The organism is Mesorhizobium sp. M7D.F.Ca.US.005.01.1.1 (assembly GCF_003952545.1).
Lineage (GTDB): Bacteria > Pseudomonadota > Alphaproteobacteria > Rhizobiales > Rhizobiaceae > Mesorhizobium > Mesorhizobium loti.
This window is the reverse complement of the sequence record NZ_CP034453.1, coordinates 1-26490: the sequence shown is the minus strand read 5'-3', so window position 1 is coordinate 26490 and position 26490 is coordinate 1. Positions and strand designations below refer to the sequence as shown.

Genomic DNA, 26490 nt, shown 5'->3' with positions numbered 1-26490 from the left:
AGTGCGAGAAGCGAGAAGACATGAAATCAATCCTCAAGCCGCTCCTGATGGTCGCAGCAATGGCGACGGGCATGACCGCGGCTGGCACGTTGCCGGCGCTGGCGCTCGTCGAGCTCAACGTCAACAAGGGCAATGTCGAGCCGCTGCCGATCGCCATCACGGATTTCCAGGGCGGCGACGCGCTTGGGGCGCAGATTTCGCAGATCGTCACCGCCGACCTGAAGCGTTCGGGCCTGTTCGCGCCGATCGACAAGAGCGCCTTCATTGAAAAGATCACCAACCCCGATGCCGCCCCGCGCTTCGACGACTGGAAGGTGATCAACGCGCAGGCGCTGGTCACCGGCAGCGTCAGCAAGGAAGCCGACGGCCGTATCCGCGCCCAGTACCGGTTGTGGGATACTTTTGCGGGCCAGCAGATGTCCGGCGAACAGTTCTTCGCCAACGACGCCAATCAGCGGCGTGTCGCCCACATCATCGCCGACGCCATCTATGAGCGGCTGACCGGCGAAAAAGGCTATTTCGACACCCGCGTCGTCTTCATCGACGAATCCGGCGCCAAGAACGCGCGCAAGAAGCGCCTCGCGATCATGGACCAGGACGGCGCCAACGTCCGCTATCTCTCGGACGGCAGGTCGATCGTGCTGACGCCGCGTTTCTCGCCGAACCGGCAGGAAATCACCTACATGTCCTATGAGAGTGGCCAGCCGCGGGTCTACCTGCTGCAGATCGAGACCGGCCAGCGCGAACTGGTCGGCAATTTTCCCGGCATGACTTTTGCGCCGCGCTTTTCGCCCGACGGCCAGAAGGTGATCATGAGCCTGCTGCGCGACGACGGCAATTCCAACATCTTCGCCATGGACCTGCGCAGTCGTTCAACGACGCGCCTGACCAACTCGACCGCCATCGACACCTCGCCGTCCTATTCGCCCGACGGCAGCAAGGTGGTGTTCACCTCCGACCGTGGCGGCCGCGCGCAGATCTACGTCATGGGCGCCGACGGCTCGGGCCAGACGCGCATCTCCTTCGGCGACGGCGTCTATTCGACGCCGGTATGGTCGCCGCGCGGCGACCTCATCGCCTTCACCAAGCAGACTGGCGGCGAATTCCAGATCGGCGTCATGAAGACCGATGGTTCGGGCGAGCGCATCCTGTCCTCCGGCTTCCAGCAGGAGGGGCCGACCTGGGCGCCGAACGGCCGCGTGCTGATGTTCTTCCGCGATTCCGCCGGTGGGCCCAAACTGGTTTCGGTCGATCTTACCGGGCGTAACGAGCAATCGATCCCGACGGCGAACTTCGCTTCGGACCCGGCCTGGTCGCCGCTGCTGGAATAGGTTCGGCTGGATTGCAACACATACTGAAAAGGGGCCGTTTCGGCCCCTTTTCCATGCATTGGTCGCGTTTTGGCCGCATTTCCGCCTAGGGTCCGCGCCAACTGTGGCCCATAGCCGAACGGCTGCGGACGGGCAGCCTAAACCAAATTTTAACCGTGTTTCTTGAATGCCGGTTAACCCAAACGTGGTTACTGGGTGATCAACGAAATCACTCGAATACGATCACTCGAAATACGAAGGAGAGGCGGCATGGGCCGTATCGCAGCACTTACCAGAAACCCGGTCATGATCGCGCTGGTGGCGATGCTCGCCATCGCGGGTTGCGCCTCGAAGAAGACGCCGAACAACGCGGCTGATCTCGGCCTCAATGGCGCGGGTGCCGCAACACCCGGATCGGCGCAGGACTTCACCGTCAACATCGGCGACCGAATCTTCTTCGATACGGACTCGACCTCGATCCGTGCCGACGCGCAGACGACCCTGGCTCGCCAGGCGCAGTGGCTGAACCAGTACAAGCAGTATGCCATCGTCGTCGAAGGCCATGCCGACGAACGCGGCACACGTGAATACAATCTGGCGCTCGGCGCCCGCCGCGCTGCCGCCACCCGCGACTTCCTCGTCGCCAAGGGTGTCTCGGCCAGCCGTCTCAAGACCATTTCCTACGGCAAGGAACGTCCGGTCGCGGTGTGCGACGACATCTCCTGCTGGTCGCAGAATCGCCGTGCGGTCACCACGCTCAGCGGCGCCGGTTCCTGAGGCATCGTGCAGCCGACCAGCGCGTCAAAAGAACGCGCGGCGGTCTAGCGGCAAAAATGCAACATATCTATGTGAAAGGCGGCCCTGGGGCCGCCTTTTTCATATCCGGATGCCCGAAACAAAATTTGGCCGAAGTCTCGGCTCCTGCTATGAGCCGAGGGCGCTTGGCTGGTCCCATTCTGATTGGAAGGCGCGAACAAGCTAACGAAATCACGGCGAGAGGCACATGCATTTGAGATCGGTTCTGAGCGGCACGCTTGCGCTGCTGCTCCTATCAGGCGTCACCGCCTTGGCTAGCGGCTTGGGGGCTAGCGGTACAGGGCAACCAACCGACAGCGGCTTTTCCTTTCATCTGCCCAGCATCGAATTGCCCAGCCTTTTCGGCCAGAAGAAGAAGCCGGATCAGGTCCAGATGGTGCAGTCCGATCCTGCCGCTGTCACCAGCCTGGAAGAGCAGCTGCGCCAGATGAACGGCAAGATCGAGGAACTCAATTTCCAGGTCCTGCAGATGCAGGAGCAGATCCGCAAGCAGCAGGAAGACAACGAATTCCGCTTCCAGCAACTTGAAGGCGGCGGCACGCAAGGCGCACAGCCGCCGGCACAGAAGAAATCGGATGCCACCACCGGCACCGACACCGACGTGGCAGCGGCCCCGGCAACAAAGGCGCCGGCCGATGCCGGCGCCGCGCCCGGCAACGATCAGTCAGCAGGCGGCAAGACGGTCCAGGACGTCATCGTCGAATCGCCCGATGGCGACCCCGGCAAGGTCATTCCCGGTGCGGGAGCGCCGGAAAAAACCTTCGGCACCATCACCGTCGACAAGAACGGCAATGTCATCGATGCCGGCGGCAACACGCAGGCGACCGCGCCGGCGCAGGATAGCGCCCCAGCCACCGGCGCCCCGGCCAAGGCCGGCAAATCCGATACGGTGGTCGCGGCGTTGCCCGCCACCAACGACCCGGAGGAGCTCTACCGCAACTCCTACCAGTTCATCCTCTCGGGCGACTATGGCACCGCCGAGCAGGGCTTTCGCGACCACATTGCCCGCTTCCCCAAGGATGCGAAGGCGGCGGACGCGCATTACTGGCTGGGCGAGTCGCTGCTTGGCCAGCAGAAGTACCGCGACGCTGCCGAGACTTTCCTTGCCGCCAGCAAGGATTATCCCAAGGCCAAGAAGGCTCCCGACATGTTGCTGAAGCTCGGCGTGTCGCTGGTCGGCCTCAAGCAGCATGACGTTGCTTGCGCCACCTTCAGCGAGGTCGGCAAGCGTTACCCTGATATCTCCAGTGCGCTCAAGGAACGCGTCAAGCAGGAGAAGGCTCTGGCTGCCTGCTAATCCTTGTCATACATGTCGTTGTCCTAAAACCGGGACCACTTTTGGGCGACAGGCATTATGCTCGACATCGAGCCGGATCTTTCGACAAGTCTTTTTTCGCATATCGATTTTGCCAGCGGCGCTGTTGCGGCCGTGTCCGGCGGCAGCGACTCGACCGCCCTGCTCCTCCTTCTCAAACACCATCTCGACCGCACGGCGCCGGCAACCAAGCTGCTGGCGGTGACGATCGATCACGGCTTGCGGTCCGGTTCGGCAGCGGAGGCGCAAGCGGTGGCCAAGCTGTGCGCCACACACGGAATTCCACACCGCATTGTGACATGGTCGGGTCCCAAGCCGTCGACGGGTCTGCCCGCCGCGGCACGGGAAGAGCGCTACCGGTTGCTGGCTGAAGCGGCACAAGCGCAAGGCATCGGCCTGATCCTCACCGGCCATACCGCCGACGACCAGGCGGAAACGGTGCTGATGCGTCAAGGGCGCGAAGAAGGGTTGGCGCGGAACGAGGGCCGAGGTCTTGTCGAACTGTCAGGCCGCGGTCTTGCCGGCATGGCGCCGGCCACCTTGTATGACTGGCGCAGTTGGATCGTGCGGCCGCTCCTTGGCATGCGGCGCGCGGCATTGCGCGATGTCCTGCGCCGCCAAAATGTCGGCTGGGCCGACGACCCAACCAATGCCGACGAGGCTTTCGAGCGGCCGCGCATGCGGGCAGCCCTTGCCGACGGCGACGGTGCGCGGCGCATCGACGATGCACTGGCGCTGGCCGCGCATGAGAGCCGTGCGCGCGGTCAACTCGGCCTCACCGCCGCAGACTTGATCCGCCGTTTCGCGGCCCAACCGACCGCGGGCCTCATCTGCCTCGACCCGTGCCTGCTTTCCGCCGGTGACGAGCAGGCGGCCATCTATGCGTTGCGCCTCCTGCTGGCCACGATCGGCGGGATTGCCTTCCTGCCGGATCAAGCCCGCAGCGAGGCGCTTTTCGGCCGGCTGAAGGCCGGATTTCTTTGCGCCACATTGTCGCGGACGGTTGTCGATTTTCGGCGCGCCGGCATCATCCTGCGCCGCGAGACGCGCGGCTTGCCCGCCGCCGCTGCCGCCACCGACAGCACCGTCTGGGATGGCCGCCGGCGCATCACATTGAACGACAGCAGCGGCGCATTGTTGATCGCCCCGTTCGGGACAGCGGCGAAGCGGCTGGCGATTGGCGAAGGAAAAACCCCGCCGAGCCTGATCCGCGCTGCGCTCGCCGCCGAGCCGGCATTGTGGCAGGCCGGGGAATGCCTTGGTTTGCCTGGACGTGGAACGATGTCCGCGATGGTTGAAGTGCGGCCGGTCGTTGCGCCCTTTTCCCGCTTCCTGCCGTCCTTCGATCTGGCGCCGGCGCGGGTCGTCGCCGGGTTGATTGGTGCGGCCCCGGTGCCGCCCTTGCCTTTCAGCGGCCACAGTGCCGGTTGATGGTTGCGCGAAAGCTTAACCCAGACATGCTGTTATGCTTGGCAAGGGGAGGCGCTCTCCCTATGTTAGGCGCAAGTTTCCTCTCATGACGCGTGTCCGCCCCGCGGACGCCAACGGGACAATTGATGAATCCGAACTATCGCAACCTCGCGCTCTGGGCGATCATAGCGGTCCTGCTCATTGCACTGTTCAATCTGTTCCAGACGCCGCAGACGCGAGGGGCTTCCAGCGATGTGCCTTATTCGCAGTTCCTGCAGGATGTCGCGGCGGGCCGGGTCAAGACGGTGACCATCGCAGGCGCTCGCATCAGCGGCACCTACACCGACAATGCCAGCGGCTTCCAGACCTATTCGCCCGGCGATCCGTCGCTGGTCTCGCGGCTGCAGGACAAGAACGTTACCATCAACGCGCGGCCTGAAACAGACGGTTCCAATTCGCTGTTCGGCTACCTGATCTCTTGGCTGCCGATGATCCTCATCCTCGGCGTCTGGATATTCTTCATGCGCCAGATGCAGTCGGGGTCCGGCCGCGCCATGGGCTTCGGCAAGTCCAAGGCCAAGCTGCTCACCGAAGCGCATGGCCGCGTCACTTTCCAGGACGTTGCCGGCGTCGACGAAGCCAAGGAAGATCTGGAAGAGATCGTCGAGTTCCTGCGCGATCCGCAGAAGTTCCAGCGGCTCGGCGGCAAGATCCCGCGCGGCGTGCTGCTTGTCGGTCCTCCGGGAACCGGCAAGACGCTGCTCGCGCGTTCGGTTGCCGGCGAAGCCAATGTGCCGTTCTTCACCATTTCCGGTTCGGACTTCGTCGAGATGTTCGTCGGCGTCGGTGCAAGCCGTGTTCGTGACATGTTCGACCAGGCCAAGAAGAACGCGCCCTGCATCATCTTCATCGATGAAATCGACGCTGTCGGCCGTCATCGCGGCGCCGGCCTCGGCGGCGGCAATGACGAACGCGAGCAGACGTTGAATCAGTTGCTGGTCGAGATGGATGGCTTCGAATCCAACGAAAGCATCATCCTGATCGCTGCCACGAACCGGCCCGACGTGCTCGATCCTGCACTGCTCAGGCCAGGCCGCTTCGACCGCCAGGTTGTGGTGCCGAACCCCGACATCGTCGGCCGCGAAAAGATCCTCAAGGTGCATGTGCGCAACGTGCCGCTGGCGCCCAATGTCGACCTCAAGGTGATCGCGCGCGGTACGCCGGGCTTCTCCGGCGCCGACCTGATGAACCTCGTCAACGAATCCGCGCTGATGGCGGCGCGCCGCAACAAGCGTCTCGTCACCATGGCCGAATTCGAGGACGCCAAGGACAAGATCATGATGGGCGCCGAGCGTCGTTCGTCGGCCATGACGCAGGCCGAGAAGGAGCTCACCGCCTACCACGAGGCCGGCCACGCCATCCTCGCGCTCAACGTGCCGTCGGCCGATCCGCTGCACAAGGCCACCATCATCCCGCGCGGCCGCGCGCTCGGCATGGTCATGCAGTTGCCGGAAGGCGACCGCTATTCGATGAGCTACAAATACATGATCTCGCGGCTCGCCATCATGATGGGCGGTCGCGTCGCCGAGGAGTTCAAGTTCGGCAAGGAAAACATCACCTCGGGCGCGTCCTCGGACATCGAGCAGGCGACCAAGCTGGCGCGCGCCATGGTCACGCGCTGGGGCTTCTCAGACAAGCTCGGTCATGTCGCCTATGGCGACAACCAGGAAGAAGTGTTCCTCGGCCATTCGGTGGCGCGTACGCAAAACGTTTCGGAAGAGACGGCTCAGATCATAGATGCCGAAGTGCGCCGCCTGATCGACGAGGCCTATGTCTCGGCCAAGTCCATCCTGACCAAGAAGAAGAAGGAATGGATTGCGCTGGCGCAGGGCTTGCTCGAATACGAGACGCTGTCCGGCGAGGAGATCAAGCAGCTGATCGCCGGCCACAAGCCCGCGCGCGACCTTGGCGACGACACGCCGCCGAGCCGCGGCTCGGCTGTGCCGAAGTCCGGTGGCCGCCGCAAGAAGGGCCCGGAGCCCGAAGGCGGCATGGAACCGCAGCCGTCGAGCTGAGTTCGACCAAGCAGGTTGATTTTTAGAAACGCCGCGGCATGATCCGCGGCGTTTTTGTTTATAGAGGCCTTGCTGGCGGTCTGCCTAGCTTAAGGCCGCCCAGTTGTCGCGGACCCAGCGCGCTGCTCCTCAATTGCCCAACTGCAATGCAGGCGCCCATCCTGCAACGCTGGCAAGTTGGCGAAAGCCGGCGTGGCAGCCAATCTCCCCCCGTGTGGGGAGATGTCCGGCAGGACAGAGGGGGGCGCTGTCCCGCCGACATCTCAGGCCGGCCCTTCTGCTGGGCGGACTTTCGTTCGGACTGTTATCTTTGCTTTTCTCTCCGTCTTGGCTTCGCTGAGGCACTCTCCCCCTTTCATGAGGCGCGAGGAACCCAAGCCAGAAAGGCAGCGATCTTTCGCGGCCCCCTCTGCCCTGCGGCATCTCCCCCACGGGGAGGGAGATTGGCAGCTTTGCCGATGGCGCCTCCCTGCAAACGGCCTGTCCTGAACGTCGCCCAAGAAAGAAGCCCGCGAACCTTGCGGCTCGCGGGCTTCTTTCTTGTTCAGATATTGTTGTCGTTCAGCTCTTCAGCTTGGCGTTGCACAGGCTGTAGAAGCCGCCGCCCTTCTGGATCCACTTCAGGCCGCCAAGCGCATTGGCGTCCTTGAGGGCATAGTACTGGTCAAGGCAAGTATGCATGCGGCCTTTTCCGGGGGTCTCGCTGGCATATTTCGCCGAGATCGCAGACGGGAAAGTGACGCCCTTGGGCGCAGCCGTCGTCGGCTTCGCCGGCTCCTTGGTGTAGCTCGCCTCGTCGGCGGCTGGCACGGTGTCGTCATCCGATGCGCCGGCGCCGCATTCGGTCTTGCGGAAGTCGTTCCACTTCATGCCTTTCAGCGTGTTGGCCGTCTTGGCAGCCTGATACTTGGTGCTGCATTCGGCCATGCTCAGACCCTTGCCGCCATTGTCGGCGGGAGCCGCGGCAGCCTTGGTGGTTGCCGGCTTGGCGGCGGCAGCGGCGGATGCACCGGCGGCGCATTCGGACTTGCGGAAGTCGTTCCACTTCATGCCGTTCAGCGTGCCGGCAGCCTTCGCCGCCTGGTACTTGGTGCTGCATTCCTTCGCCGTCAGGCCCTTGGCCGTGCTGTCGTCCGCCGCAGCGGCTGCCTTGGCCGCCTTGGCCGGTTTCGTCTCGGCAGCCTTCTTGGTGTCGGCTGCTTTCTTGGTATCGGCTGGCTTGGTGTCGGTTGTGGCCGCCGCGTCGGTGCCGCACTGGGCTTTGCGGAACTGGTTCCAGGTCGCCCCGGCGAGTGTCCCCGCATCCTTGGCGGCGTTGTACTTCGTGCTGCACTCGGCCATCGTCAGTGCGTTGGCTGGCGCGGCCAGGAACAAGGTCGCGACGGCGAGGCCGGTCAAAGTGGCAAGTCGGTGGATGAGCATAGCGTTTCTCCGTTGCAGCAGCCCATGATACGTCCCGGCGAATCAATAACGCTCAACGATCGGTTGCGCCAGATGCTAAGTGGCGTATATATCGCCGAAAGCTGGCTTCTCCCGATAAGGTGATGAAATCGTTGCCCGTTGCCAGCTTCAGAGCAAGATTTTCCAGGTGCATCTGCGCTGAGAGGCTCGCATGACTGGTATATTGCAGCATGGCAGTCTCAGCATGTTAGGTTGCAGCCATGTTGTGTGCAGTGCACAACAATGATTTTCTAAGGATTGGTAACATATAATCACACAATGTGATCATAGCGCCCTGGCCAATTGTGGCATGACGTGCCGGGGAAGAAACGTCGAGGAAACTGGCTAGCATGGCAGGGAATTATTTCGGCACGGACGGCATTCGCGGGCGCGCCAACAAGTTTCCGATGACCGCGGAAATCGCGATGCGGGTCGGCATGGCCGCCGGCCTCTCCTTCCAGCGCGGCAGCCATCGCCACCGCGTCGTGCTTGGCAAGGACACCAGGCTTTCCGGCTATATGATCGAGAATGCCATGGTCGCCGGTCTCTGTGCCGCCGGCATGGACGTGTTCCTGCTCGGCCCGATCCCGACGCCGGCGGTTGCCATGCTGGTGCGTTCGCTGCGCGCCGATATCGGGGTCATGATCTCGGCCTCGCACAACCCCTACTACGACAACGGCATCAAGCTGTTCGGACCCGACGGCTACAAGCTCTCCGACGAGATCGAGGAGCGCATCGAGAGCATGCTCGACAAGGATATCGAACTGACGCTCGCCGATTCCGATGGGCTTGGCCGCGCCAAGCGCGTCGACGGCGTGCATGACCGCTATATCGAATTCGCCAAGCGCACTTTGCCGCGCTCGATGTCACTCTCCGGCTTGAGGATCGTCGTCGATTGCGCCAACGGCGCGGCCTACAAGGTGGCGCCCGAGGCGCTGTGGGAACTGGGCGCCGAAGTCGTCGCCATCAATGTCGAACCCAACGGCTTCAACATCAACAAGGAATGCGGCTCGACCCATCCCGCCGGCCTGCAGAAGAAGGTGCACGAAGTGCGCGCCGACATCGGCATCGCACTCGATGGCGATGCCGACCGCGTCGTCATCGTCGATGAAAACGGGGCGATCGTCGATGGCGACCAGATCATGGCGCTGATCGCCGAATCTTGGCACCAGAGCGGGCGGCTTGCCGGCGGCGGCGTCGTTTCGACGGTCATGTCCAATCTCGGCCTCGAGCGCTTCCTCGGCGACATGAAGCTGCAACTGCACCGCACCAAGGTCGGCGACCGTTATGTCGTCGAGCATATGCGCGCGCATGGGCTGAATGTCGGCGGCGAACAATCGGGCCATATCGTGCTGTCTGACTTTTCGACCACCGGCGACGGCCTCGTCTCGGCGCTGCAGGTGCTGGCCTGCATCAAGCGGCAGGGGCGGCCGGTCAGCGAATTGTCGAAGAAGTTCGAACCGGTGCCGCAGCTTCTGAAGAACGTCCATATTTCCGGCGGCAAGCCGCTCGAGGAAGCGCCGGTCAAGGCAGCCATCGAAGACGCCCGTCACCGCCTCGGCAAGGCCGGGCGGCTGGTTATCCGGCCCTCCGGTACAGAGCCGCTGATCCGTGTGATGGCCGAGGGCGACGACCCGCAACTGGTCGAGTCCGTCGTCAATGGCATCGTTGACATCATCTCGGAAACGCGCAGCGCCGCCTGATCCCAGCGCGCCCGGCAGGGCGTCGCCGCATACAGCTTCACCAGTTCAAAGCCCGCCCTCCTGGCGGGCTTTTTTCGTTCGCCGGCGGGTGCTCCGGGATTTCGAAAACCATGCGCCGATCCCTCGAAGTTTCGAGATTCGTGGTTAAGCAACAGGGTTAAACGCCTTTTAACCTTTGCACTTCATTATCCACGACTGAAAGCCAATTGCATTCGGACGCGATGGCCGTTCCGAACTTCTCAGGGGTGACAAGCATGTTCAATACAGCAAGAAAGGTCCTGCTCGCCTTACTGTTCGCGGGCTTGGCAGGACCGTTGTTCGCAGCCGACCTGCCGGAGCCGGTGGTCGAAGAGGCTCCGCCTCCGGCCGTCTACGAGCAGCCGGCCGAAGTTGGCGGCTGGTACATCCGCGGCGACATCGACTATCACAAGTCGACTGTGCGCGGCATCGACTACATGACCTACACCGTCGATCCCTGTAACTGTACAGTCACACCCGGCAGCCAGAGTTTCGATTTCGGCAAGCTCAAGGGCGGTTTCTCGCTCGGCGCCGGCGTCGGCTACAAGATCAACGACCATTTCCGCACCGACCTGACCGCCGACTACTGGTTCAAGTCGAACTTCAACGGTCAGACAACTGGCACGGCTGGCGGTTCGCCGGTCATTGTCACGTCGGCTGAGTCGTCGAAAATGAGCGCCCTCCTGCTCCTGGCTAATGCATATGCCGATCTTGGTACCTATCATGGCATTGCGCCTTACGTCGGCGCTGGCATCGGCGGCGCGCATGTCAAATGGGATACAGTCTATGACCCGACGCCGGGCGCTACCGAGACCAATCCCGGCAGATCCAGCTGGCGTTTCGCCTACGCTCTGATGGCTGGCGCTTCCTACTGCCTAACCGACAAGATCATCCTCGATGCAGGCTACCGCTTCTCCCATATCCAGGGCGGCCGCATGTTCGATTGGAATGTGGGCAGCTCCGGCCCCGGCTTCGACCGTGGCATCAACACGCACGAAGTGCGTGGTGGCTTGCGCTATCAGTTCGGCGGCAACAACGGTTGCGCCGCGCCGGTCGTGGCCTACCAGCCCGAACCCGAGCCGATCTACACCAAGTAACACTTGCACCGCCTGAAAATTCGCGAACCGCCCGGCATCGACCGGGCGGTTTTCGTTTGTGCGTTTCGGATGAATTCTTGAAAATCAATCTGCTAACGCTCCGTTAGCCTTAACCGGCACTTAACCACTATGGTTAACAATGCTCCTTGAAACGATGGCCGCCGTTGCAATTGCTTGCGGCGCCAAATTCGGGAGTCGGGGACCATGAAACTCACATTGCGTATGGCGCTTGTCGCACTCGCCCTGGCACCGCTGACGCCCGTGCACGCAGCCGACTACGATCCGCCGATCTATGTCGACCAGGCGCCCGACTATGTCCCGGTCGAGGTCGGCTCCGGCTGGTATCTGCGCGGCGATATCGGCTATGCCTTCAGCCATCCTTTCGACAATCATCAAGACGCTTCGGGCTTCTCATCGAGCAGCACCCTGTTCGATGGCAGTGTAGGCATGGGCTATCATTTCAACGACTATCTGCGGGCTGAATTAAACTTCGGCATCCTGCCATCGAACAAGTTCGGCGATGAACTGGTGACGACTTGCGATGGCTCCATCACGACAACGGTAACAAGCATCGCAACCAGCACCATTGTCAGCCAGACCAATGCCGCTGCCGCTCCGCCACCGCCTTGCAGGGGAACGAACTTTGCAAACAACAAGGCCTATAGCCTGATGGCCAATGGCTATGTCGACCTAGGTACCTATGTGGGGATCACGCCGTATCTCGGGGGCGGTGTCGGGTTGGCGTACAGCAAACTCAGCAGGGCGATTGGCGCGCGCGATTGCGTTCCGACAACCACCACGAGCACGGCCGGCGGCCTACAGACTGTCCAACAGTTCAATTGCGACGATCCGGCCGGTTACGAGGGAGCCGTAACATCGAAGTCAAGCTACGATTTTGCCTATTCCCTAGCCGCGGGGCTTTCCTATCAGGTGACAAAAAATGTGTCGGTCGACCTCGGCTACGAATACTTTGCTGTACCCGGCATGAAATATGTCGCCTATGACGGCGGTGCATTCGGCATCCACAAGGGGGTGAACTATCAGTCGGTCAAGCTCGGGCTGCGATACGACCTCTGGTAGCGGTGTTAGAAGACGGCATTTGTAGCGGCGAGCCTCTGGCTCGCCGTTTGCTCTTCTGATGGTCAGCATTCCTCCTGCGTCTCGGAGGTCTGGCGATGAACCGATAAATGCGCTGGATCGGCAATCGCGTGTGCGTCATCCCAGCCTGTTCATCAAGCCAAGCTGCTGTGCGTATTCGGCAAAGTGTGCCTGCACATGCGCGAGACGTTGACCGGCGAGTTCCTCCCTTTGCTGCCGAACGTCACTCGGCGTCATGTCGAAACGGGCACGGAAGGCGCGCAGAAACTGGCTGCTGCTCGAAAAGCCCAGCCCGTGGGCGATCTCGATGATCGAGCGGGACAGACCGCCGATGTGCATGAGTTCGCGGCACGCCGCATCCAGCCGCTTTTCCTTCACGACCCTGGCGACGCCACCATCGGCGGCAAACACCCGATAGAGATGGGCGCGTGAAACCCTGAAGCGGCGCATGAGCAGCGTTGGGCCAAGCTCAGGCTCGGTCAGGTTGGCATCGATGAAATCCAGCACGCGCCGGCGCAGCACTTGGGCGAGGGCGGGATCACTCGTGGCGCCGTCGGGCAGCTGGCGTGCAAGCCCGCAAGCCAGCAGATCGATTGCCGCGTCCTCCATGGCCAGCGCGTCGGCGCGTTCCATTTCCGCCGACACATCCGAGAGGCTGACGATGAAATCCGCCAGAAGCCGCGTAAGGGGAGCGCCTTTCCTGAGCACCACGCCGTGAAGGCTACGTCCACCCGCTGCCTTGTCCACCCGCTCGCGCGGGAGCACGATGGATATGGTCGCGCCCTCATGCGCCCGGCTTTTGAAATTCCGCGTGAGATCGAAGACGCAAATGTCGCCGGGACCGACCGAAATCGACTGGCCGTCGCAGTCGCCTTCAAGCGTACCGGCGATGAACAGCTGGACCAGATATTGGTCGAGCCCGCCTTGCAGGACGATGCGTCGGTCGCGGCGATATTGCTGCTGGTTGAAGCTGGTCGGCCCAATCAGCAGCGAGCCTATCGCCCGCGACTTCAAGGAGCCTTCGAGTGTGGCATTGCTGCCTTCCGGATGCTGCGTGGTCTCGAAGAACGGCCGCGTGATCTCGCGCCAATATTCGGTGCGTAGGTCCGATTGAACAAGATCCGTAGAGAGGAGCAATCCCTCCTGCACGATAGGCCTCGTCCATGTGCGCCGAGGCGCTGAATACACTTGCTGTGACAGGCTGGATCACTGCCGTGGCCGGCAGGTTCACGGTGTGTAGCGCTATCGTGATTCTCCTGCCGCCTCAATGGCTTGGTGCTCAAGCCGGGGTTTGCCTGGTGAGATGAGACATAGTGCGTGGATAAATGAGACATGGCGCTACGGTCACTCGTCCGGTTCCACGCTACCCTCCGGGCGCGGCGGGCATGACGGAGGGGGCAGGCTGTGCGGCAGCCTGCCGTATGCGCCCCGCAATCCCTGACAGGAAGGCTCGTATTTGAATATCGAATCCGGAGCCTTCAAGGCGGCTTCCGGCAGGGAGTAGCCATGCCTATCCGTTCAAAAAACTCTCTCGTCGAACACCGGCCTGGCACGGCCTTGCGGATGCGTCGGCTAGGCTCCAGTGCTTCGTATTCCACCCTGGCTCGCGCCACCGTCATCGTGGGGCCGTCGTTCAGCCCTGTGCCTTACAATGTCAGCTATTTTTAACCGCTGGCGGAATATATAATTCCGTACATATGTGTCCATAGTGGTTTATGTACAGCTTTAATGGCGAATCTGGGGTTTTCTCATGAACAATCGTAAATCTGATTCGGGTATATCCTCTGTATTAGATGGCTCTAATTTTCTAAGTCGCCGAGGTTTTTCTTCGCCATTGCTTGGTGCTGTCTCGGTCGCGGCGCTGCTGGCATGCGGTGTCGCAATGCCGCAAGGCGCCTATGCGGCAGACGGCGGGCAGGGCATTTCCACCGCCTTAGGCGTCAAAGGTGGTGCGGGCGGTGTCGACGGCACGGCGGCCGAGGCCGAGGGTACGAAAGGCCCGGCTGGTGCGTCCATCACAGGCGGCGGCGGCGGCGCGACCGACCTGACGACGGGCAACGGCCAGGCCGGTGGCAATGCGAAATTGCTCGGCGGCGTCAGCGCCACTCGTCCGACCAACGGTGGGGCCGGTGCCATTGGTCTGGCAACGGTCAGTGGGACGGTTTCCGGGGGCAATGGCGCCGGCAACCTTGGCTCCGGGATCGCCGGTGGCGGCGCTGGCGTCGGCCTGTCCACGACGATGGATCTGACCGTGCAGGCGGGCGGCGCGGTAAAAGGCGGCGCGGGCGGATCAGCCGGCTCATCCAGCGGCGGCGGTGGCGGTGGCGTCGGCGTGTTCACTTCCGCCGATGTCACGATCGACGCCTTGGGCACAGTTACCGGCGGCGCCGGTGGCCTGCTGGCCGGCCAGGGCGGCGGCGGCGGTGGCGCGGCAGCCCTCCTGGTCACCGGCGGCGGCACGATCACCAACAGTGGCACGTTGCTCGGTGGCAAGGGGGGCGATGGGCGCGCGGGGTTTCCGACGGGTGCGGGCGGCAGCGGCGGCGAAGGCATTCGGCTGATCAATGGCGGCACGGTCGTCAACAATGCCGGGGCATCGATTACCGGCGGGGCCGCCGGCCTCAATGGAGCCGGCATTGGCGGATTTGGTGTCGCCGCATCCTCCGGCGGAGCCGGCATCAAGGGCGCTAATCTCTCGGTGCTGAATGCCGGCACGATCTCCGGCGGCGCGACTACCGGCGGTGGCAAGGCTAATGCCATCACCTTCACCGGCGGGGTCAACTCGCTCGAACTGTGGTCGACCTCGCTTATAACAGGCAATGTTCAGGCCTTCAGCGCCGCCGATAGATTTACCCTCGGCGGTGCCGGCAACGGCAGCTTCAACGCCGCCTCCATCGGTAACAGCGCGCAATATCGTGGCTTCGGCAGCTTCGAAAAGACCGGCAGTGGCACCTGGGTGCTGACCGGCGTCACATCGGCGTTGACGCCCTGGACGCTGAGTGGCGGTACGTTGTCGATTGCCGGGGATGGCAGCCTCGGTGACGCCGCAAGCGGGCTTGTGTTCAACGGCGGCACGCTGCAGACGACGGCCAGTTTCACCACGAACCGTGGCATGGCGCTGAATACAACCGGCAAAATCGACACAGCGGCAGCAACCACGCTGACGGCGTCAGGCATCCTCAGCGGTGCCGGTGGCCTGACCAAGACCGGCGGCGGCACGCTGGAACTGACCGGCGACAACAGCTATTCGGGCGAAACGACCGTGTCGGCAGGCAAGCTGGCGCTGAGCGGCACGGGCAGCATCGCTGCATCGAGCCGTGCGGTTGTCGATGGCACGCTGGATATTTCTGGCGTAGCCGACGGGGCATCGATCAAGCGGCTTGCGGGTGCGGGTACCGTCGAGTTCGGCAACCAGACGCTGACACTTACGGAAGCCAACGACACCTTCTCCGGCGACTTCGCCGGCAATGGCGGCTTCGTTCTTGCTGGCGGTCAGCAGATGCTCACCGGTGACAGCTCGCTGTTTGCCGGGTCTTCGCGCGTCGAAGGCGGCATACTCTCCGTGAACGGCACGCTAGGCGGCACCATGGATGTATTGGGTGGCCGACTGCAGGGCAATGGCACCGTCGGCGCCACCACCAACCACCTCGGCGGAGTCATCGCACCCGGCATCGACGGTTTCGGCACGCTGACGGTGGACGGCACCTATACCAGCAATGGCGGCGCGCTTGAAATTGAGACCGTCCTTGCCGGCGACAGCTCGCAGACTGACCTCCTGATCATCACCGGCAACAGCATTCTGGGTACCAGCGCAACTCAGGTGCACGTCTTCAACGTCGGCGGCCTGGGTGCGCAAACAACAGCCGACGGCATCAAGATCGTCCAGGTCGATGGCACCTCGGCGGCCAACGCCTTCGTGCTCAACGGCCCGGCGATCGGTGGCGCCTACAGCTACAAGCTGTTCCAGAACGGCCTCGCCAATACGACTGACGGCGACTGGTATCTGCGCGCCGCCAGCCTGGCGCCAACGACGCCGGTCTACCAGAATTACCCGCAGGTCCTGCTCGGGATGATTGCGCTGCCGACGCTTGAGCAGCGCGTCGGTGACCGCCGCCGTACCGTGCTCGATGGCGGAGCCGAGACGGGCCAGCAAGCCATCTGGACCCGTATCGAAGGCGCGCACGGCCATGTCGAGGCCAATGCGTCCAGCGCTGATGCCTCCTATGACGTCGATACCACGCTGGTGCAGGCGGGCATCGACGGTCAGCTTTCGGAAACGGCAGCCGGCAGGCTGGTCGCCGGGCTGACGGCGCAATATTCACGCGCCGACGCCGACATCTTCTCAAGCCTCGGCGACGGCGGCAACACCACCGTCAGCTATGGCGTCGGCGCCACGCTGACCTGGTATGGCGAGAATGGCTTTTATGTCGACGGCCAGGCCCAACTCGCGACATTGCGCAGCGACATGAACGCCGCCGTCATCGGCAAGATCGGCGATGGCATTCATGGCAATGGCTATGCGCTCAGCCTGGAGGCAGGACGCAAGATTGGGCTCGACGGCGCCTGGTCGCTGACCCCGCAGGCGCAGCTTGCCTATGCCTCGGTCGATTTCGACGCCTTCACCGATCCGTTCGGCGCAAATGTGTCGCTGCGCAAGGGTGACAGCCTCAAGGGCCGGCTGGGTGCTGCGTTGAACTACGACGTCCAGGCGACCGGAAGCCATGTCTATGGCATCGCCAACCTGACCTACGAGTTCCTCAACGGCACTTCGGTCGCCGTCTCAGGGGTCGACCTTTCGTTCGAGCCGCAGCGCTTCGGCGGCGAACTCGGCCTGGGTGGCACCTACAAATGGGCCGGCGGCAAATATACCCTGTTTGGCGAGGCGCTGGCCTCGTCCAGCTTCGAAGGCAGCCATGCGCTGAAGGGCACTGCGGGGATCATCGTAAGGTTCTAGCTTCGCCGCAAACGCTCTTCCAACAAAGTGCTCGTTGCCGAAAGGTGGCGGGCACTTTGCATTCGGGCTGTCGCGTTTTTCGGGGAAATCCCCTTCTTTTCGCCTCTCCCTTGCGGACATATCCTGGCGGTGTGCCCACTCGTTCCGGCCGCGATGTCGCTGACAAATCCATTTCCCTATTGCGCTTTTCCGGCCGTTTCTGTATTTCCCGGAGTGGGCCACCCCTCCCCAACGAGAGTTGGGTCACGAGGCCAATTCCTCTTTGTTTTCAATTACTTGAGTGTCGTGATCGTTGTCGCTGATTAACTGGTGTGTCAGTTTTTCAGGAGTCGGCCTTGAGGCATTCAGAACGACAGCGTGGGACAGGCGAAGCAGGGTGTCATAGCCCCAACGGTTCATCGCCATGTTGGCAATGGTGGACACGACACGGATGTTGCCCCGGACATATCCGTGGTGATTGTCGATCCGGTCGATGCTCGGAGACCACGGATCGGGGCCGGTCTCGCCTGGCAGTCTCTTGGAAAAAGCCACGCCAGACACAGCGCATCTGAAATTCGCCGCCTGCATTACCTTGTAAACATCGGCCTTGGTGATCCCGAAGGGGATGCCGCGCGCCTTGGAATGCGTGCGATGACGCTGGCAAATGACGGTCGCAACCGTGTACCAGTCCGTCGTGCCGTCCAAGGCGTTTTGCCGCCAGCCGCTCGTAAGACCGTGGCACATGTCGTCCAGAAATCTTTTCGCGCTTCGCAGGTCACTGCTTTTCGTAGCTGCCCGAATGCGCTTTCCATCGTGCGTCCCGTTGACATGATAATATCCGCCTCGTTCTACGAGGTAGAGCGGTCCAACGCGGTAAGCAGAGGTTGATTTCTTCATGCTCGATACTAGCCCAATTCGGCTTTCTTTACAATGATTTGGCCGCTGAACTGACCCGTTATGCGATCGGCAAGCGTTTCGTCGGTCATCGCGTGGCCATAGGTCGTGAAGACATGCTTCGCGTCTTTCCAGCCGCCCAGCTTCGCAACGGTGATCGGGTCGACGCCAGCATGCAGCATGGCCGTAGCAAAGCCGTGGCGGCAGGCATGGTAGGTCAGCGGCTTGATCTTCGCCCGCCTGATCGCGGCCCGCCACAGAGGCTTGGCCGTGTCGCGAGATGAGTACTGGAACACCTTGGCGCTCGTCTCCCGGTTGCTCGGGATATTGGCTATCGCTGCCACAAGGGCTTGCGGGAGGTGCGGGCGACGTTCTGCCCCGATCTTCGTCTGCCGGATGAGCGCGCGCCTCTCAGCGAGGCTCACGTCGCCCCAGCGAAGGTCGAGCGCTTCCGATATCCGCGCACCGGTCAGGAACATGAAGCAGGCCAACGCGCCCAAGTGCGGCGACGAGACGGCCATGAACTTCTGCACCCAGTCCCAAGTTACCGGCTCCTTGCTCTTGGTCGCCACATTGAAGCGCTCGATCTTGAGATGGTGGCAAAGGTCCATGCCAGCAGCGTGATTGATGATAGCCTGCGTGGGCACGATGACCTGGCGGTTGCGGGTTGCTCCTGACGTTTTCGGGTGAAGCACGATAGCCGACTGGCGGACGGCGCCGGCATTGATCTGCTTGACCGGCGTGTCTTTCCAGTAATCCTCGATCGGCTCCAGAAAGCGAGTTGACCGGTCGGCTTGCCTGTAAAGCATGGCTGCGTCCGCGAACGTCAGGACCGATTCGGGGCCATGGTGAGAACTTTTCCACTCCCGCGTTTCTCGCTCGGCTGCGATTTCGAGAGCTCTTGCTTTGATCGAAGTTTGCGTAGAGCCTCGTACCCGCCGACCGGCAACGGTGCCACGGTAATGCCAGATTTCGCCTCTACGGTAGATTTTGAGGGGCATGGTCGGCTCGCTTCCAAAATTGCGGCAACGTCTTCATCGGTGAGAACCATACGATTGCCCATAATTCGGCAAGCGCCAAGCCCTCTTGCGATTTCGCGCACTCGACGCGGTGACCAGCCAGCCTGCTCGGCAAGCTCTTCCGGTGTTGTGAATTGAATGGCGGCCCTCGTCATCTAGTCTCCCCCATCGATAGGGGGAGGGGCGTTGGCCAGTTCGAGCAGAACGTCAGCGTGGCAGGAATCGCCGGGCCGGCACCAACACGCAAGGCTCTTGCCGCGCAACGCCGGGAGGCATTCGAATATCTGCGCCTTGCGCCGGTCGCTTTCCTTGCCCTGCCACCAGTCGCGGCCGGATTGCGTGGGGCCAAGCCAGTCCCGGAAGCACTCAACGACAAATGCCTGAGCGGTCGTGGCGTTTGCATATCCGCTTTCAATCGCGGTGGCGATCGTGAACGGGTTGCCGAACTTACCAGGCCTCGCGACGCTTACGGTATTGGACGGCATCCGCCAGCCGGCCTTGCGAGACAATTGAATTCTGACAGGCTGGCTCAAGCTCCTTCCTCCCCATCTTGAGATAGCGCGGCGAGGGCTTCAGCGGCGGCGCGGAGATGGCGCCATCTGATGCGGTTCCCGAGGTAATGGCTGTCGTCGTCCAGCAGAAGCGGCGAGCGATTCCCGCTGTTGAATTCGGCATATGACTTTTCGACGCGCGCTACCTCTTCTGCGAACGGCTCCAGCGCAGCCTGGGTGGAGGCGAGGGCGTCGGCGGCTTCGTACATCAAGGCGCTATCGCTGCCCCATGCGATTTTCTCACCCATCTCGATCATGCCGGCTTTAATGCGCAGCCGTTCGATCAGGGATTGTATGGAAGGGGCGGAACTCATTTGAGCCATTTCCATATCCTTCCGGCTTGAATATTGCAGATCGTGCGGCTGCCGACGCCAAAGAGCTTCCCGATATCGCGCTGCAGCATCTGCCCACGCATCGCGCGAATTTCGCGCACTTGACCTTCGCTTAGTTTGGCGGAGCCGCTTCGTTCGCCACGGTTGCTTGTGCCGTGGATCAGCCTGTCGGCCTGATTTTCAGTTCGCGTCTTCCATGACAGATGTCGTTTGGTCACACACGCCAAATGCCCGTTACCGCAGGAGTGAGCGGCCTCATGTTTAGGCGTTGGAGGAGGCCCATTCTGTTCTTGGCAGACTAGGCGGGAGACGATCTGTTGGCGACCGCCATAGCGAAAGTACCCATACCCATTCTTCACTCGAAGATATGGCCAGATCAGGCATTCGTCACCTTCGTAGGCCAATACGACTTCGCGAAAATACAGTTCAGCTGTTCCTGGCGCTATCCCGACCCGACCTCCTAGTAAGGGATTGCCGTGCCTTCTCAGCTTATCGTAGTGGACTGAGCAGAGGCCCTTGGCTTTCTCCAACTTGTCGCATCCAGCAACGGAGCAGGGAGGCTTAACCGCGGGGCGGGGAATCGAGAGCCTCATGCGCCAATGGTGCTTTTCGCACATACCCTCCTTGCGCGACTGTTTTGCACACCCTTCAACGCTACATGCAGTGTCGATGCTCATGGGCGCACATCCTCTTGGTCGCGCTCGAACATAGCCTTAAGCTGCTCTGCGTCGTGCTTGGTGAGGGCGTGACAATAGTCCTGAGAGACCGTGCGCCGGATTGTCCACGATTTGTCGCCAGTGTATTGGCAGATTTCGTAGGTGACCTTCTTGGTTGGCCCAATCATGGCTTCTCGCTCCCGGAAGAGAGAGCAAGACGGCCGCGAATGTGGTACTCTTTCTCGATAGCCGACGCGATGAATTCCGCGTCGGCTTCGCCAAGAACGGTAGTGCCGTCAGGCTGGCGGATTTCGGGTCCGCATGTTCGTGCAATGCGGGCGCAGTCGGCCGCCACGCGCCTAGTGATATCCTTCACGGAACGCTCTGTCAGCTTCATAGCTTTTCTCCTTGCTGGGGAGAAGCGGCCAGCATTACAGATGCTGCTTTCGTCACAGCGTCCGGGGTGCCTTCTCCTCGGTATCGGAAGGTGGGGAGGCGAAGAGGGGGACTACCTCGAATAAGTTTGCGTCCCAATCGTCAATAAGCTGTTCAGACTCGGCGGCCACGCAATGCTCATCAAACACGGCCTCGCCAGTCTTTCGATCACGAACGCCGAACATGAAGGGCTTAGTGGCATCAGGGGTATCCGCGCGGATTGTGTCGGCTATTTCTGCCGCCCACGAATGAAGGACTTCCGCATCCATCGAAGGGCGGTATTCCTTGGCTAATGCGGCAAGCCTCGCCTCTCCGCCCCCCGCTGCTATAGGGGTGCTGAATTCCTCGCAGAAGCTGGCAATGAGATCCGCGAAGCGGTGGAGCGCGTCACGCTTGAACGTGATGTTCCAGGTGCGCGGGCCGTACTCCATGCCACCGGCTTCCTTCGCCAGCCGCTCGATAACGGTTTGGGTCAGCGTCTCCCTGTTCATGCCCGTGCCTTCCTCAAAATCTCGATGCACTTCGCTGCATCCCCGGTGTTTTCGTATAGCTTGATGGCGAGTTCGAACGGGTCGATGCCGTGGGAGCGCCACCAGCCGAGTTCGTCACCGTGATCGTGCTGCGCGTCGTGTTCAGCGCGCGTCAGAGGTACCGTCCAGCAGTCCGAAGCCTTCTGCCCGCCGCCTGTGCGCTTCTTGTTGTGGATCGGGCTTCCTGCCGAGATATGTGCAGGGTCACAGCCGAAAGCCCCTGAGATGGCCGAAGGCAGTTTGCGGATGAAGGCAAGGTGCGCTTCGTCCTTGAACGACTTGGTTGCCTTGCCGGATTTATCCTTGCTGAAGGCCTCGGGGTGATATGCGAAGCGCCCGGCCATCACCTCACCCCTTCCCGAAACTCTCGGTCAAACTCAGACGCAACCTGCTCTTCCACCCAAGCCATGTATTGATCCCTCTCGAAAGCCTGGACCAATTCAAGGTGAGGTGGAGTATCGACTTTGTTGGGTTGACGGCGCCAATAGGCTTGGACGGGGATGAGGCGGGTCATGCTACTTTCCTCCGCTCGGGCTGGCCGATCAGCGAAGGATCGTCTGGGATGGTCAGGATCACGCCCTGCTCTGAGAAGTGCCGGAATATCTCATCGAGGTAGGCGGTCTTCTGCTTGGTCGTCATGATCCTCGTGACAGGGAGGTCCAACGGTTCCGACATGATGGCAATCTTCTGCTCGTAGGAGAGCGGCTTGACCACGGCGTCATACTTCGCGCGGAATTCCTCGTTCTCGGCACGGAGCATCGGAACGCCAAACCGCAGTTTGCAATAGCCGCGCCAGTATTCGGCTTTCTCGTCTGGCATCTGCTCGGCAATCTCCGTCATCCATTTGCGCTGGAGACGGTTCTGTGCCGTCGTGCGGTGCTTGCCTGGGGCGAGCGTAGCCGTGAACGGCAGTTTCTGAGCCTGAATGAACAGGATCAGCATCTGGCGGGCCTGCTCAGTGTCTACAAACCTATCTGACATCACCGCTGTTCCTTTTTCTGAAAGGCAAGGCTCTGAAACCTTCCCTTGGCACCTTCCTTGGTCCACGCGGATACCCAATACTCGACGCCATCAATGAGCGCGGTCCCCTTCGCGTGCGGGTGAGAATCCTTCTCCCGCTTGTCATTCTTGAAGAGCGTCCCGCTGTTGTCTTTTTGCTCGTAAGCCATGGTCAGCCTGCATTGAGAGGATGCTGGGAAAGGTCGCGACGAGTTGGCCGATCGCCGGGGAATGTGTCATCGTCATCCGGCTCGCTCGCGGCCAGTTTCCGCAAGACAGCTTCCGCCTTGTCGAAGGTCTCGGCGGCGGCGTCGCACCATGCCGGGGGCCACTTGTCGCGACCGGAGGTTTTTGCCCACACACCACGCAGTGTCATGAGCGAGGCGACAGAGCGGCATTCGCTGATGTCGTGCTCCATCTGCGGCCAGATATCGTCGCGCTTCAAAGCTGCGCTTGACGTGCGCGTCGCCGGGCCTGTGACAGTGTTGGGCGTGCTGCTGCCAGGCCGCTCCATCGCTGCTTCGCCGTCATCGTCGGTCGGCGGCAGGCCAAGCATGGCCATGAGGGAATATCGGCAGCCATAGGTGATCGCAGAGCCGACGCCTTGCGGATCGCGCTTGCCGAGAGGAACATGCAGCGTGGCCTTCATCCACTCGCCAGACGAATGGACAAGCATCGTGGTCACTTCCACCGAACCGTCGATCACCATTCCAGGCGCCTGCACAAAGGCAATGCCAGCCTCTTGAAGAGCCGGGCGCGCGGTGTCGATGACATTCTCCAGCGTGGCGTAACTGCTCTTGAAATGCGGGTTCTTGGCGTTCTTGTGCACGCCGCTGATGCCGCCCTGAACCTTGATAATCGCAGCGGTCAGGGCTACAATCTGTTCGCTAGTTTCGATCATTGCTGTAACTCCCAAATGTAGCGCTGCCAGTACCAGCGAGCGGTCCTAACGAGGCGGTTGACTTCACGGAGATTCCCATCGCGCTTCACGTCGCGCGCTGTGTTCAAGAGCCCAAGAGCACACGACCGGCAAGCTTTCGCGTAATCGCTCATGCTGCCAATTCCTTCGGCTGGAGTGCTTGTCTGTCTGCTGCTACGCGCCTGACGATCCGCTCGGCTTCGTCGGGATGGACGCCGGCAGTCAGGAGCAGGTCGTATTCGTGAAAGCGCCTCTCCCAATCGGTCGAAAAGCGGAGCAGTCGGGCGGCTTCGAGGAGGTCCATCACGCGGCCTCAGTCTCTTTGGCCGTGCGCTTCTTGTCGTTCTCCCAATTGTATTCTCGGTAGTCCTTGACGGCTTCGAGGATAGCTTCCTTGTCGCCTGCCTCATCGATCGCACCGAACAAGTCGCCAAGGCTCCAAAGCATGCGCTGGGCTCGGCTCTCGGATTCTTTGGCCTCTTTCAGAGCGGCGCTATCAAGTTCGTAGTCGCTTATGGCGAGGCTCTTGTTGTAGAGCGTGGTGATCCGTTCGGACGTAGTGTTGACTTCGTTTGCCTTGAACTCGGCGGATAGCTTGGCAGATGCCTCATTGTCGAAAAGGTCGCTCTCGCGGTATACGCTTCCGCTTCCGACGCCAGTTTCCCAGCACATGTACCGGTTGCCGGTGTCGTAGGAATCCGGCGCGGTGTTGACTTGGATGCTGCCGATGGTCAGGCGCTCGACGGCTGGAACATGGGCCGTATAGTCGAGCGTCAATTCGTCTCGGGAATTGTAGGACGCAGAGCAGCGCGGACAGCCGAATTCGTACTCTGTGCCGGCAGGAGACGTGGCCTTCCACTTCCGCGTCCCAAGGCAATCAGGACACGGATGTTTCTTGCGTGTCGAAACGGTGCCAGCCCGGTAAACTGTATCGCCGACTGAGTATTTCGTGGTAATCGTAGCCATCAGATTGCTCATAGGTGTCAGGATCGACCTCAAGCATGTCGAGGTCTTCAGCGGGGATACCGCGCTTGAGTTGGCCAACTGTGAGAGATCCGACGCGGTAGGATTTGCCGCCAGTCGAGACGATGAAGTCCGGGCCAAGCAGACCACCGAAAATCTTGGTGATGACGCGCCAGTCCGGCGCAAGTGTCTCTGCCATTAAGTGATAGGTACGGTGGAAGGCGTTCACGATTGCACCTGAAGCGGATCGTCGGCAAAATCGAACACTGTGTGCGGCTCCGGCTGGCCGTCATCGACATGGATCGGGTTGAGTTTGAACAGGCCACCACCGGCATAGTCGCAGGGCTGCTTGTCGCCCCATACTGGCCAATATCGCCCTTCCGTAGCGACCGCACCATGAGAAGGCGACGGCACCTTTCTGGCGCTCCAGCGTCCTGCCAGTCCTTAACGCTGGCGACGTGTCCGCAAGACGGGCATTGAACCTCCAGAGATGCGTTTCGTCTCCGTAGCGCTCGCGACCAGCAGCTAGACCAATCTGGCCTTTCAAATCTTCGTTGTCACTCGCGTTCCTTTCCGCGCTCTGCGGATGTCGTTGGCGAAGGAGAGGATGTCAGGCGGCGGGAAGCCAGCCAGAAGACGAGGATTCGCTTCCCGGAAAATCGGTATGCGTCCAAGTCCATCCTCTTCGGTATCACGCATCCACTTGCCGGTTGTGGGATGTCGCCGAGGGTTTCCATGTTGGCCGTGTGCGCTTTCCACTATGTCGGCGATGGTCTTTCGCCGCCTTCCGAGACTCACGAGGTAAACATTCGTTCGTAGTCAGTCGTGCGCATGCCGTAGACACAAGAAAGACGTCAGCGAGATGAGGCGACAACCCCTGGCTACTGGTATCGCTATCCTCGTATTCATCAATTCTTGGTGTTGCGGCTGGCAGATTCATCCTTCAATCTCCGTTCCGGTCTGTCGTGTGTTTCTTGAACCTCCATCGGGCAAGTTCCATTCGCCTCTGCAGGTTAACGGCTGGTCACAAGTCGCATATGACGTCGGGCGATTTTGGTATATGCTCCAGTTGCAGGCACCTTGCCCCGAGCAGCGCTATAGCGGTTAGCTAGCGATTGTCTGCGCCCGTTATGAGGCTGCGGACTCTGCTGCTTGTGTGTCTCTTCATTCCGGGGGACCGGCCCGGGCGGTGGGAGGGGGAGGAGGGATCCGTAGATCTTCTACACAATTGACATTCGATCTCGGTCCACCCATGTCCGCGCGCTCACCCTCATTGGCGAGTTGGAACGCCACATCCGGCATTTCGAAACGAACCGCAATATTTCGCGGATGGCGCTATTGCGTTGCGACAGGCAGGATGCCTGAAATAGGCGGCTCTCTGCATCCGGCAGTGACCCTAGACAGAGGCGGTTAGCACCGGCAGCAGTCGCCCAACCGCACACAGGACAGTCCGCGGTCCTTCGAATTTTCTTGCTCCTTTGTAGACCTCTACTCCGCGTAACCGCACCTGTCCGGTCTTCCCCACTGGTCGTATGTCACATCTGGTTGACTCCTCGGCGTCTGACAGTGTTGTTCTTGGTTGCGTCGAGAGGTTTAGAGGCGTCGCATAATTGCCGCACAGTCTCGCACGGGTTGGAGACCATCAATGCAACGTGTCGGAGTAGGCTCGACATGGTTGAAGCTGTCAGCTACGACACAGCAGCGCGCGTGGCAGATTGGCGGAGCGCCACAGCGAGGTAGCACTGGTCAATCAGGCCCGTCGTGCCGCACCGTCTCGCAGGTGAATCCGATTGGTGGTTCCATCATTTCATTCTCTGCAATGCGCTTTGGCGATTTCCTGCAGCCTCTGCCAGCCATCTTGCGTTCCGCCAGTTGTCGTAGGAGCCGACTTTCTGGCGCGTCTCTTCCGTAAATCAGGCCATCCTGCAAAGCGAGCGGCAGCACGGGAGGCGCCTGCCTGCTATCTCGCCCTCGTGT

The 26490-nt window shown here is 61.4% G+C and carries 26 protein-coding genes; 9 read left to right on the top strand and 17 right to left on the bottom strand.

What is annotated here, in order from left to right:
- The first annotated feature begins 20 nt into the window (after positions 1–20).
- The 5 genes from tolB to ftsH all read left to right on the top strand — a co-directional run bounded on the left by tolB (position 21) and on the right by ftsH (position 6926).
- Complete coding sequence (gene tolB / locus EJ076_RS00125; RefSeq protein ID WP_109664778.1) at positions 21–1331, top strand: Tol-Pal system beta propeller repeat protein TolB; 1311 nt, start codon at positions 21–23, stop codon at positions 1329–1331.
- A 249-nt stretch (positions 1332–1580) separates the two neighbouring features.
- A complete protein-coding gene (gene pal, locus EJ076_RS00120; protein WP_109664780.1) occupies positions 1581–2087 on the top strand; it encodes a peptidoglycan-associated lipoprotein Pal in 507 nt (168 codons plus the stop codon).
- 226 nt (positions 2088–2313) lie between these two features.
- The gene (ybgF, locus tag EJ076_RS00115) at positions 2314–3423 is read left to right on the top strand and encodes a tol-pal system protein YbgF (RefSeq protein ID WP_126066722.1); all 1110 of its coding nucleotides are present in this window, start codon (positions 2314–2316) and stop codon (positions 3421–3423) included.
- A gap of 57 nt (positions 3424–3480) precedes the next feature.
- The gene (gene tilS, locus EJ076_RS00110; protein WP_126066721.1) at positions 3481–4872 is read left to right on the top strand and encodes a tRNA lysidine(34) synthetase TilS; all 1392 of its coding nucleotides are present in this window, start codon (positions 3481–3483) and stop codon (positions 4870–4872) included.
- Positions 4873–4997: 125 nt separating this feature from the next.
- Positions 4998–6926, top strand: coding sequence for an ATP-dependent zinc metalloprotease FtsH (gene ftsH / locus EJ076_RS00105; RefSeq protein ID WP_109664787.1), 1929 nt, complete (start codon positions 4998–5000; stop codon positions 6924–6926).
- A 561-nt stretch (positions 6927–7487) separates the two neighbouring features.
- Here ftsH and EJ076_RS00100 read toward each other — a convergent pair.
- On the bottom strand, positions 7488–8348 hold the full coding sequence (locus EJ076_RS00100) for a hypothetical protein (RefSeq protein ID WP_126066720.1): 861 nt from the start codon (positions 8346–8348) through the stop codon (positions 7488–7490).
- 368 nt (positions 8349–8716) lie between these two features.
- On the opposite strand from EJ076_RS00100, the gene glmM reads away from it, so the two are divergent.
- The 3 genes from glmM (at position 8717) to EJ076_RS00085 (ending at position 12264) form a co-directional block, all read left to right on the top strand.
- On the top strand, positions 8717–10069 hold the full coding sequence (gene glmM / locus EJ076_RS00095; protein ID WP_109664793.1) for a phosphoglucosamine mutase: 1353 nt from the start codon (positions 8717–8719) through the stop codon (positions 10067–10069).
- A gap of 254 nt (positions 10070–10323) precedes the next feature.
- The gene (locus EJ076_RS00090) at positions 10324–11184 is read left to right on the top strand and encodes an outer membrane protein (RefSeq protein WP_126066719.1); all 861 of its coding nucleotides are present in this window, start codon (positions 10324–10326) and stop codon (positions 11182–11184) included.
- Positions 11185–11406: 222 nt separating this feature from the next.
- Positions 11407–12264 carry an outer membrane beta-barrel protein gene (locus EJ076_RS00085; protein ID WP_245462942.1) on the top strand — a complete coding sequence of 286 codons (858 nt, stop codon included), beginning with the start codon at positions 11407–11409 and terminating at the stop codon, positions 12262–12264.
- A 135-nt stretch (positions 12265–12399) separates the two neighbouring features.
- Here EJ076_RS00085 and EJ076_RS00080 read toward each other — a convergent pair whose 3' ends face one another.
- On the bottom strand, positions 12400–13419 hold the full coding sequence (locus EJ076_RS00080; RefSeq protein ID WP_126066717.1) for a helix-turn-helix domain-containing protein: 1020 nt from the start codon (positions 13417–13419) through the stop codon (positions 12400–12402).
- Positions 13420–14116: 697 nt separating this feature from the next.
- Between EJ076_RS00080 and EJ076_RS00075 the strand changes: the two genes are divergently transcribed.
- Positions 14117–17236 (top strand): autotransporter outer membrane beta-barrel domain-containing protein, encoded by a 3120-nt coding sequence (locus EJ076_RS00075; RefSeq protein ID WP_164548517.1) that lies wholly within the window; start codon positions 14117–14119, stop codon positions 17234–17236.
- Between the two features lie 243 nt (positions 17237–17479).
- Here the strand turns inward: EJ076_RS00075 and EJ076_RS00070 are convergent, their stop codons facing one another.
- The 15 genes from EJ076_RS00070 to EJ076_RS00005 form a co-directional block, all read right to left on the bottom strand.
- Positions 17480–18112, bottom strand: a complete 633-nt coding sequence (locus EJ076_RS00070) for a hypothetical protein (protein ID WP_126066715.1) — start codon at positions 18110–18112, stop codon at positions 17480–17482.
- Positions 18113–18120: 8 nt separating this feature from the next.
- Positions 18121–19110, bottom strand: a complete 990-nt coding sequence (locus tag EJ076_RS00065; protein ID WP_126066714.1) for a site-specific integrase — start codon at positions 19108–19110, stop codon at positions 18121–18123.
- 173 nt (positions 19111–19283) lie between these two features.
- Positions 19284–19661 carry a DUF4326 domain-containing protein gene (locus EJ076_RS00060; protein WP_206438763.1) on the bottom strand — a complete coding sequence of 126 codons (378 nt, stop codon included), beginning with the start codon at positions 19659–19661 and terminating at the stop codon, positions 19284–19286.
- Positions 19658–20002 (bottom strand): hypothetical protein, encoded by a 345-nt coding sequence (locus tag EJ076_RS00055; protein WP_126066713.1) that lies wholly within the window; start codon positions 20000–20002, stop codon positions 19658–19660. The genes EJ076_RS00060 and EJ076_RS00055 overlap by 4 nt, the downstream gene beginning before the upstream one ends.
- Positions 19990–20688: a hypothetical protein gene (locus EJ076_RS00050; RefSeq protein WP_126066712.1), complete on the bottom strand. Its 699-nt coding sequence runs from the start codon at positions 20686–20688 to the stop codon at positions 19990–19992. Before EJ076_RS00050 ends, EJ076_RS00055 begins: the two co-directional genes overlap by 13 nt.
- Positions 20689–20851: 163 nt before the next feature.
- Positions 20852–21064: a hypothetical protein gene (locus EJ076_RS00045; RefSeq protein WP_126066711.1), complete on the bottom strand. Its 213-nt coding sequence runs from the start codon at positions 21062–21064 to the stop codon at positions 20852–20854.
- A gap of 52 nt (positions 21065–21116) precedes the next feature.
- Positions 21117–21593 carry a hypothetical protein gene (locus EJ076_RS00040; RefSeq protein ID WP_126066710.1) on the bottom strand — a complete coding sequence of 159 codons (477 nt, stop codon included), beginning with the start codon at positions 21591–21593 and terminating at the stop codon, positions 21117–21119.
- Positions 21590–21976: a DUF968 domain-containing protein gene (locus EJ076_RS00035; RefSeq protein WP_126066709.1), complete on the bottom strand. Its 387-nt coding sequence runs from the start codon at positions 21974–21976 to the stop codon at positions 21590–21592. Before EJ076_RS00035 ends, EJ076_RS00040 begins: the two co-directional genes overlap by 4 nt.
- Positions 21977–22142: 166 nt before the next feature.
- A complete protein-coding gene (locus tag EJ076_RS00030; RefSeq protein WP_245462941.1) occupies positions 22143–22574 on the bottom strand; it encodes a hypothetical protein in 432 nt (143 codons plus the stop codon).
- Between the two features lie 38 nt (positions 22575–22612).
- Complete coding sequence (locus EJ076_RS00025; RefSeq protein ID WP_126066707.1) at positions 22613–22801, bottom strand: hypothetical protein; 189 nt, start codon at positions 22799–22801, stop codon at positions 22613–22615.
- Between the two features lie 2 nt (positions 22802–22803).
- Positions 22804–23532, bottom strand: a complete 729-nt coding sequence (locus tag EJ076_RS00020; protein WP_126066706.1) for an ERF family protein — start codon at positions 23530–23532, stop codon at positions 22804–22806.
- A gap of 148 nt (positions 23533–23680) precedes the next feature.
- Positions 23681–23854, bottom strand: coding sequence for a hypothetical protein (locus EJ076_RS35035; protein WP_164548516.1), 174 nt, complete (start codon positions 23852–23854; stop codon positions 23681–23683).
- Positions 23854–24327 carry a hypothetical protein gene (locus EJ076_RS00015; protein ID WP_126066705.1) on the bottom strand — a complete coding sequence of 158 codons (474 nt, stop codon included), beginning with the start codon at positions 24325–24327 and terminating at the stop codon, positions 23854–23856. The genes EJ076_RS35035 and EJ076_RS00015 overlap by 1 nt, the downstream gene beginning before the upstream one ends.
- A 100-nt stretch (positions 24328–24427) precedes the next feature.
- Positions 24428–24742, bottom strand: a complete 315-nt coding sequence (locus tag EJ076_RS00010; protein ID WP_126066704.1) for a hypothetical protein — start codon at positions 24740–24742, stop codon at positions 24428–24430.
- Positions 24739–24927: a hypothetical protein gene (locus EJ076_RS00005; RefSeq protein WP_126066703.1), complete on the bottom strand. Its 189-nt coding sequence runs from the start codon at positions 24925–24927 to the stop codon at positions 24739–24741. The genes EJ076_RS00010 and EJ076_RS00005 overlap by 4 nt, the downstream gene beginning before the upstream one ends.
- Between the last annotated feature and the right edge of the window lie 1563 nt (positions 24928–26490).

Bases quoted from the DNA above. Each gene is read 5' to 3' on its own strand.
- tolB (WP_109664778.1), top strand. From the start codon at position 21: ATGAAATCAATCCTCAAGCCGCTCCTGATGGTCGCAGCAATGGCGACG.
- pal (WP_109664780.1), top strand. From the start codon at position 1,581: ATGGGCCGTATCGCAGCACTTACCAGAAACCCGGTCATGATCGCGCTG.
- ybgF (WP_126066722.1), top strand. From the start codon at position 2,314: ATGCATTTGAGATCGGTTCTGAGCGGCACGCTTGCGCTGCTGCTCCTA.
- tilS (WP_126066721.1), top strand. From the start codon at position 3,481: ATGCTCGACATCGAGCCGGATCTTTCGACAAGTCTTTTTTCGCATATC.
- ftsH (WP_109664787.1), top strand. From the start codon at position 4,998: ATGAATCCGAACTATCGCAACCTCGCGCTCTGGGCGATCATAGCGGTC.
- EJ076_RS00100 (WP_126066720.1), bottom strand. From the start codon at position 8,348: ATGCTCATCCACCGACTTGCCACTTTGACCGGCCTCGCCGTCGCGACC.
- glmM (WP_109664793.1), top strand. From the start codon at position 8,717: ATGGCAGGGAATTATTTCGGCACGGACGGCATTCGCGGGCGCGCCAAC.
- EJ076_RS00090 (WP_126066719.1), top strand. From the start codon at position 10,324: ATGTTCAATACAGCAAGAAAGGTCCTGCTCGCCTTACTGTTCGCGGGC.
- EJ076_RS00085 (WP_245462942.1), top strand. From the start codon at position 11,407: ATGGCGCTTGTCGCACTCGCCCTGGCACCGCTGACGCCCGTGCACGCA.
- EJ076_RS00070 (WP_126066715.1), bottom strand. From the start codon at position 18,112: ATGAAGAAATCAACCTCTGCTTACCGCGTTGGACCGCTCTACCTCGTA.
- EJ076_RS00065 (WP_126066714.1), bottom strand. From the start codon at position 19,110: ATGCCCCTCAAAATCTACCGTAGAGGCGAAATCTGGCATTACCGTGGC.
- EJ076_RS00055 (WP_126066713.1), bottom strand. From the start codon at position 20,002: ATGGCTCAAATGAGTTCCGCCCCTTCCATACAATCCCTGATCGAACGG.
- EJ076_RS00050 (WP_126066712.1), bottom strand. From the start codon at position 20,688: ATGAGCATCGACACTGCATGTAGCGTTGAAGGGTGTGCAAAACAGTCG.
- EJ076_RS00045 (WP_126066711.1), bottom strand. From the start codon at position 21,064: ATGAAGCTGACAGAGCGTTCCGTGAAGGATATCACTAGGCGCGTGGCG.
- EJ076_RS00040 (WP_126066710.1), bottom strand. From the start codon at position 21,593: ATGAACAGGGAGACGCTGACCCAAACCGTTATCGAGCGGCTGGCGAAG.
- EJ076_RS00035 (WP_126066709.1), bottom strand. From the start codon at position 21,976: ATGGCCGGGCGCTTCGCATATCACCCCGAGGCCTTCAGCAAGGATAAA.
- EJ076_RS00030 (WP_245462941.1), bottom strand. From the start codon at position 22,574: ATGCTGATCCTGTTCATTCAGGCTCAGAAACTGCCGTTCACGGCTACG.
- EJ076_RS00025 (WP_126066707.1), bottom strand. From the start codon at position 22,801: ATGGCTTACGAGCAAAAAGACAACAGCGGGACGCTCTTCAAGAATGAC.
- EJ076_RS00020 (WP_126066706.1), bottom strand. From the start codon at position 23,532: ATGATCGAAACTAGCGAACAGATTGTAGCCCTGACCGCTGCGATTATC.
- EJ076_RS35035 (WP_164548516.1), bottom strand. From the start codon at position 23,854: ATGGACCTCCTCGAAGCCGCCCGACTGCTCCGCTTTTCGACCGATTGG.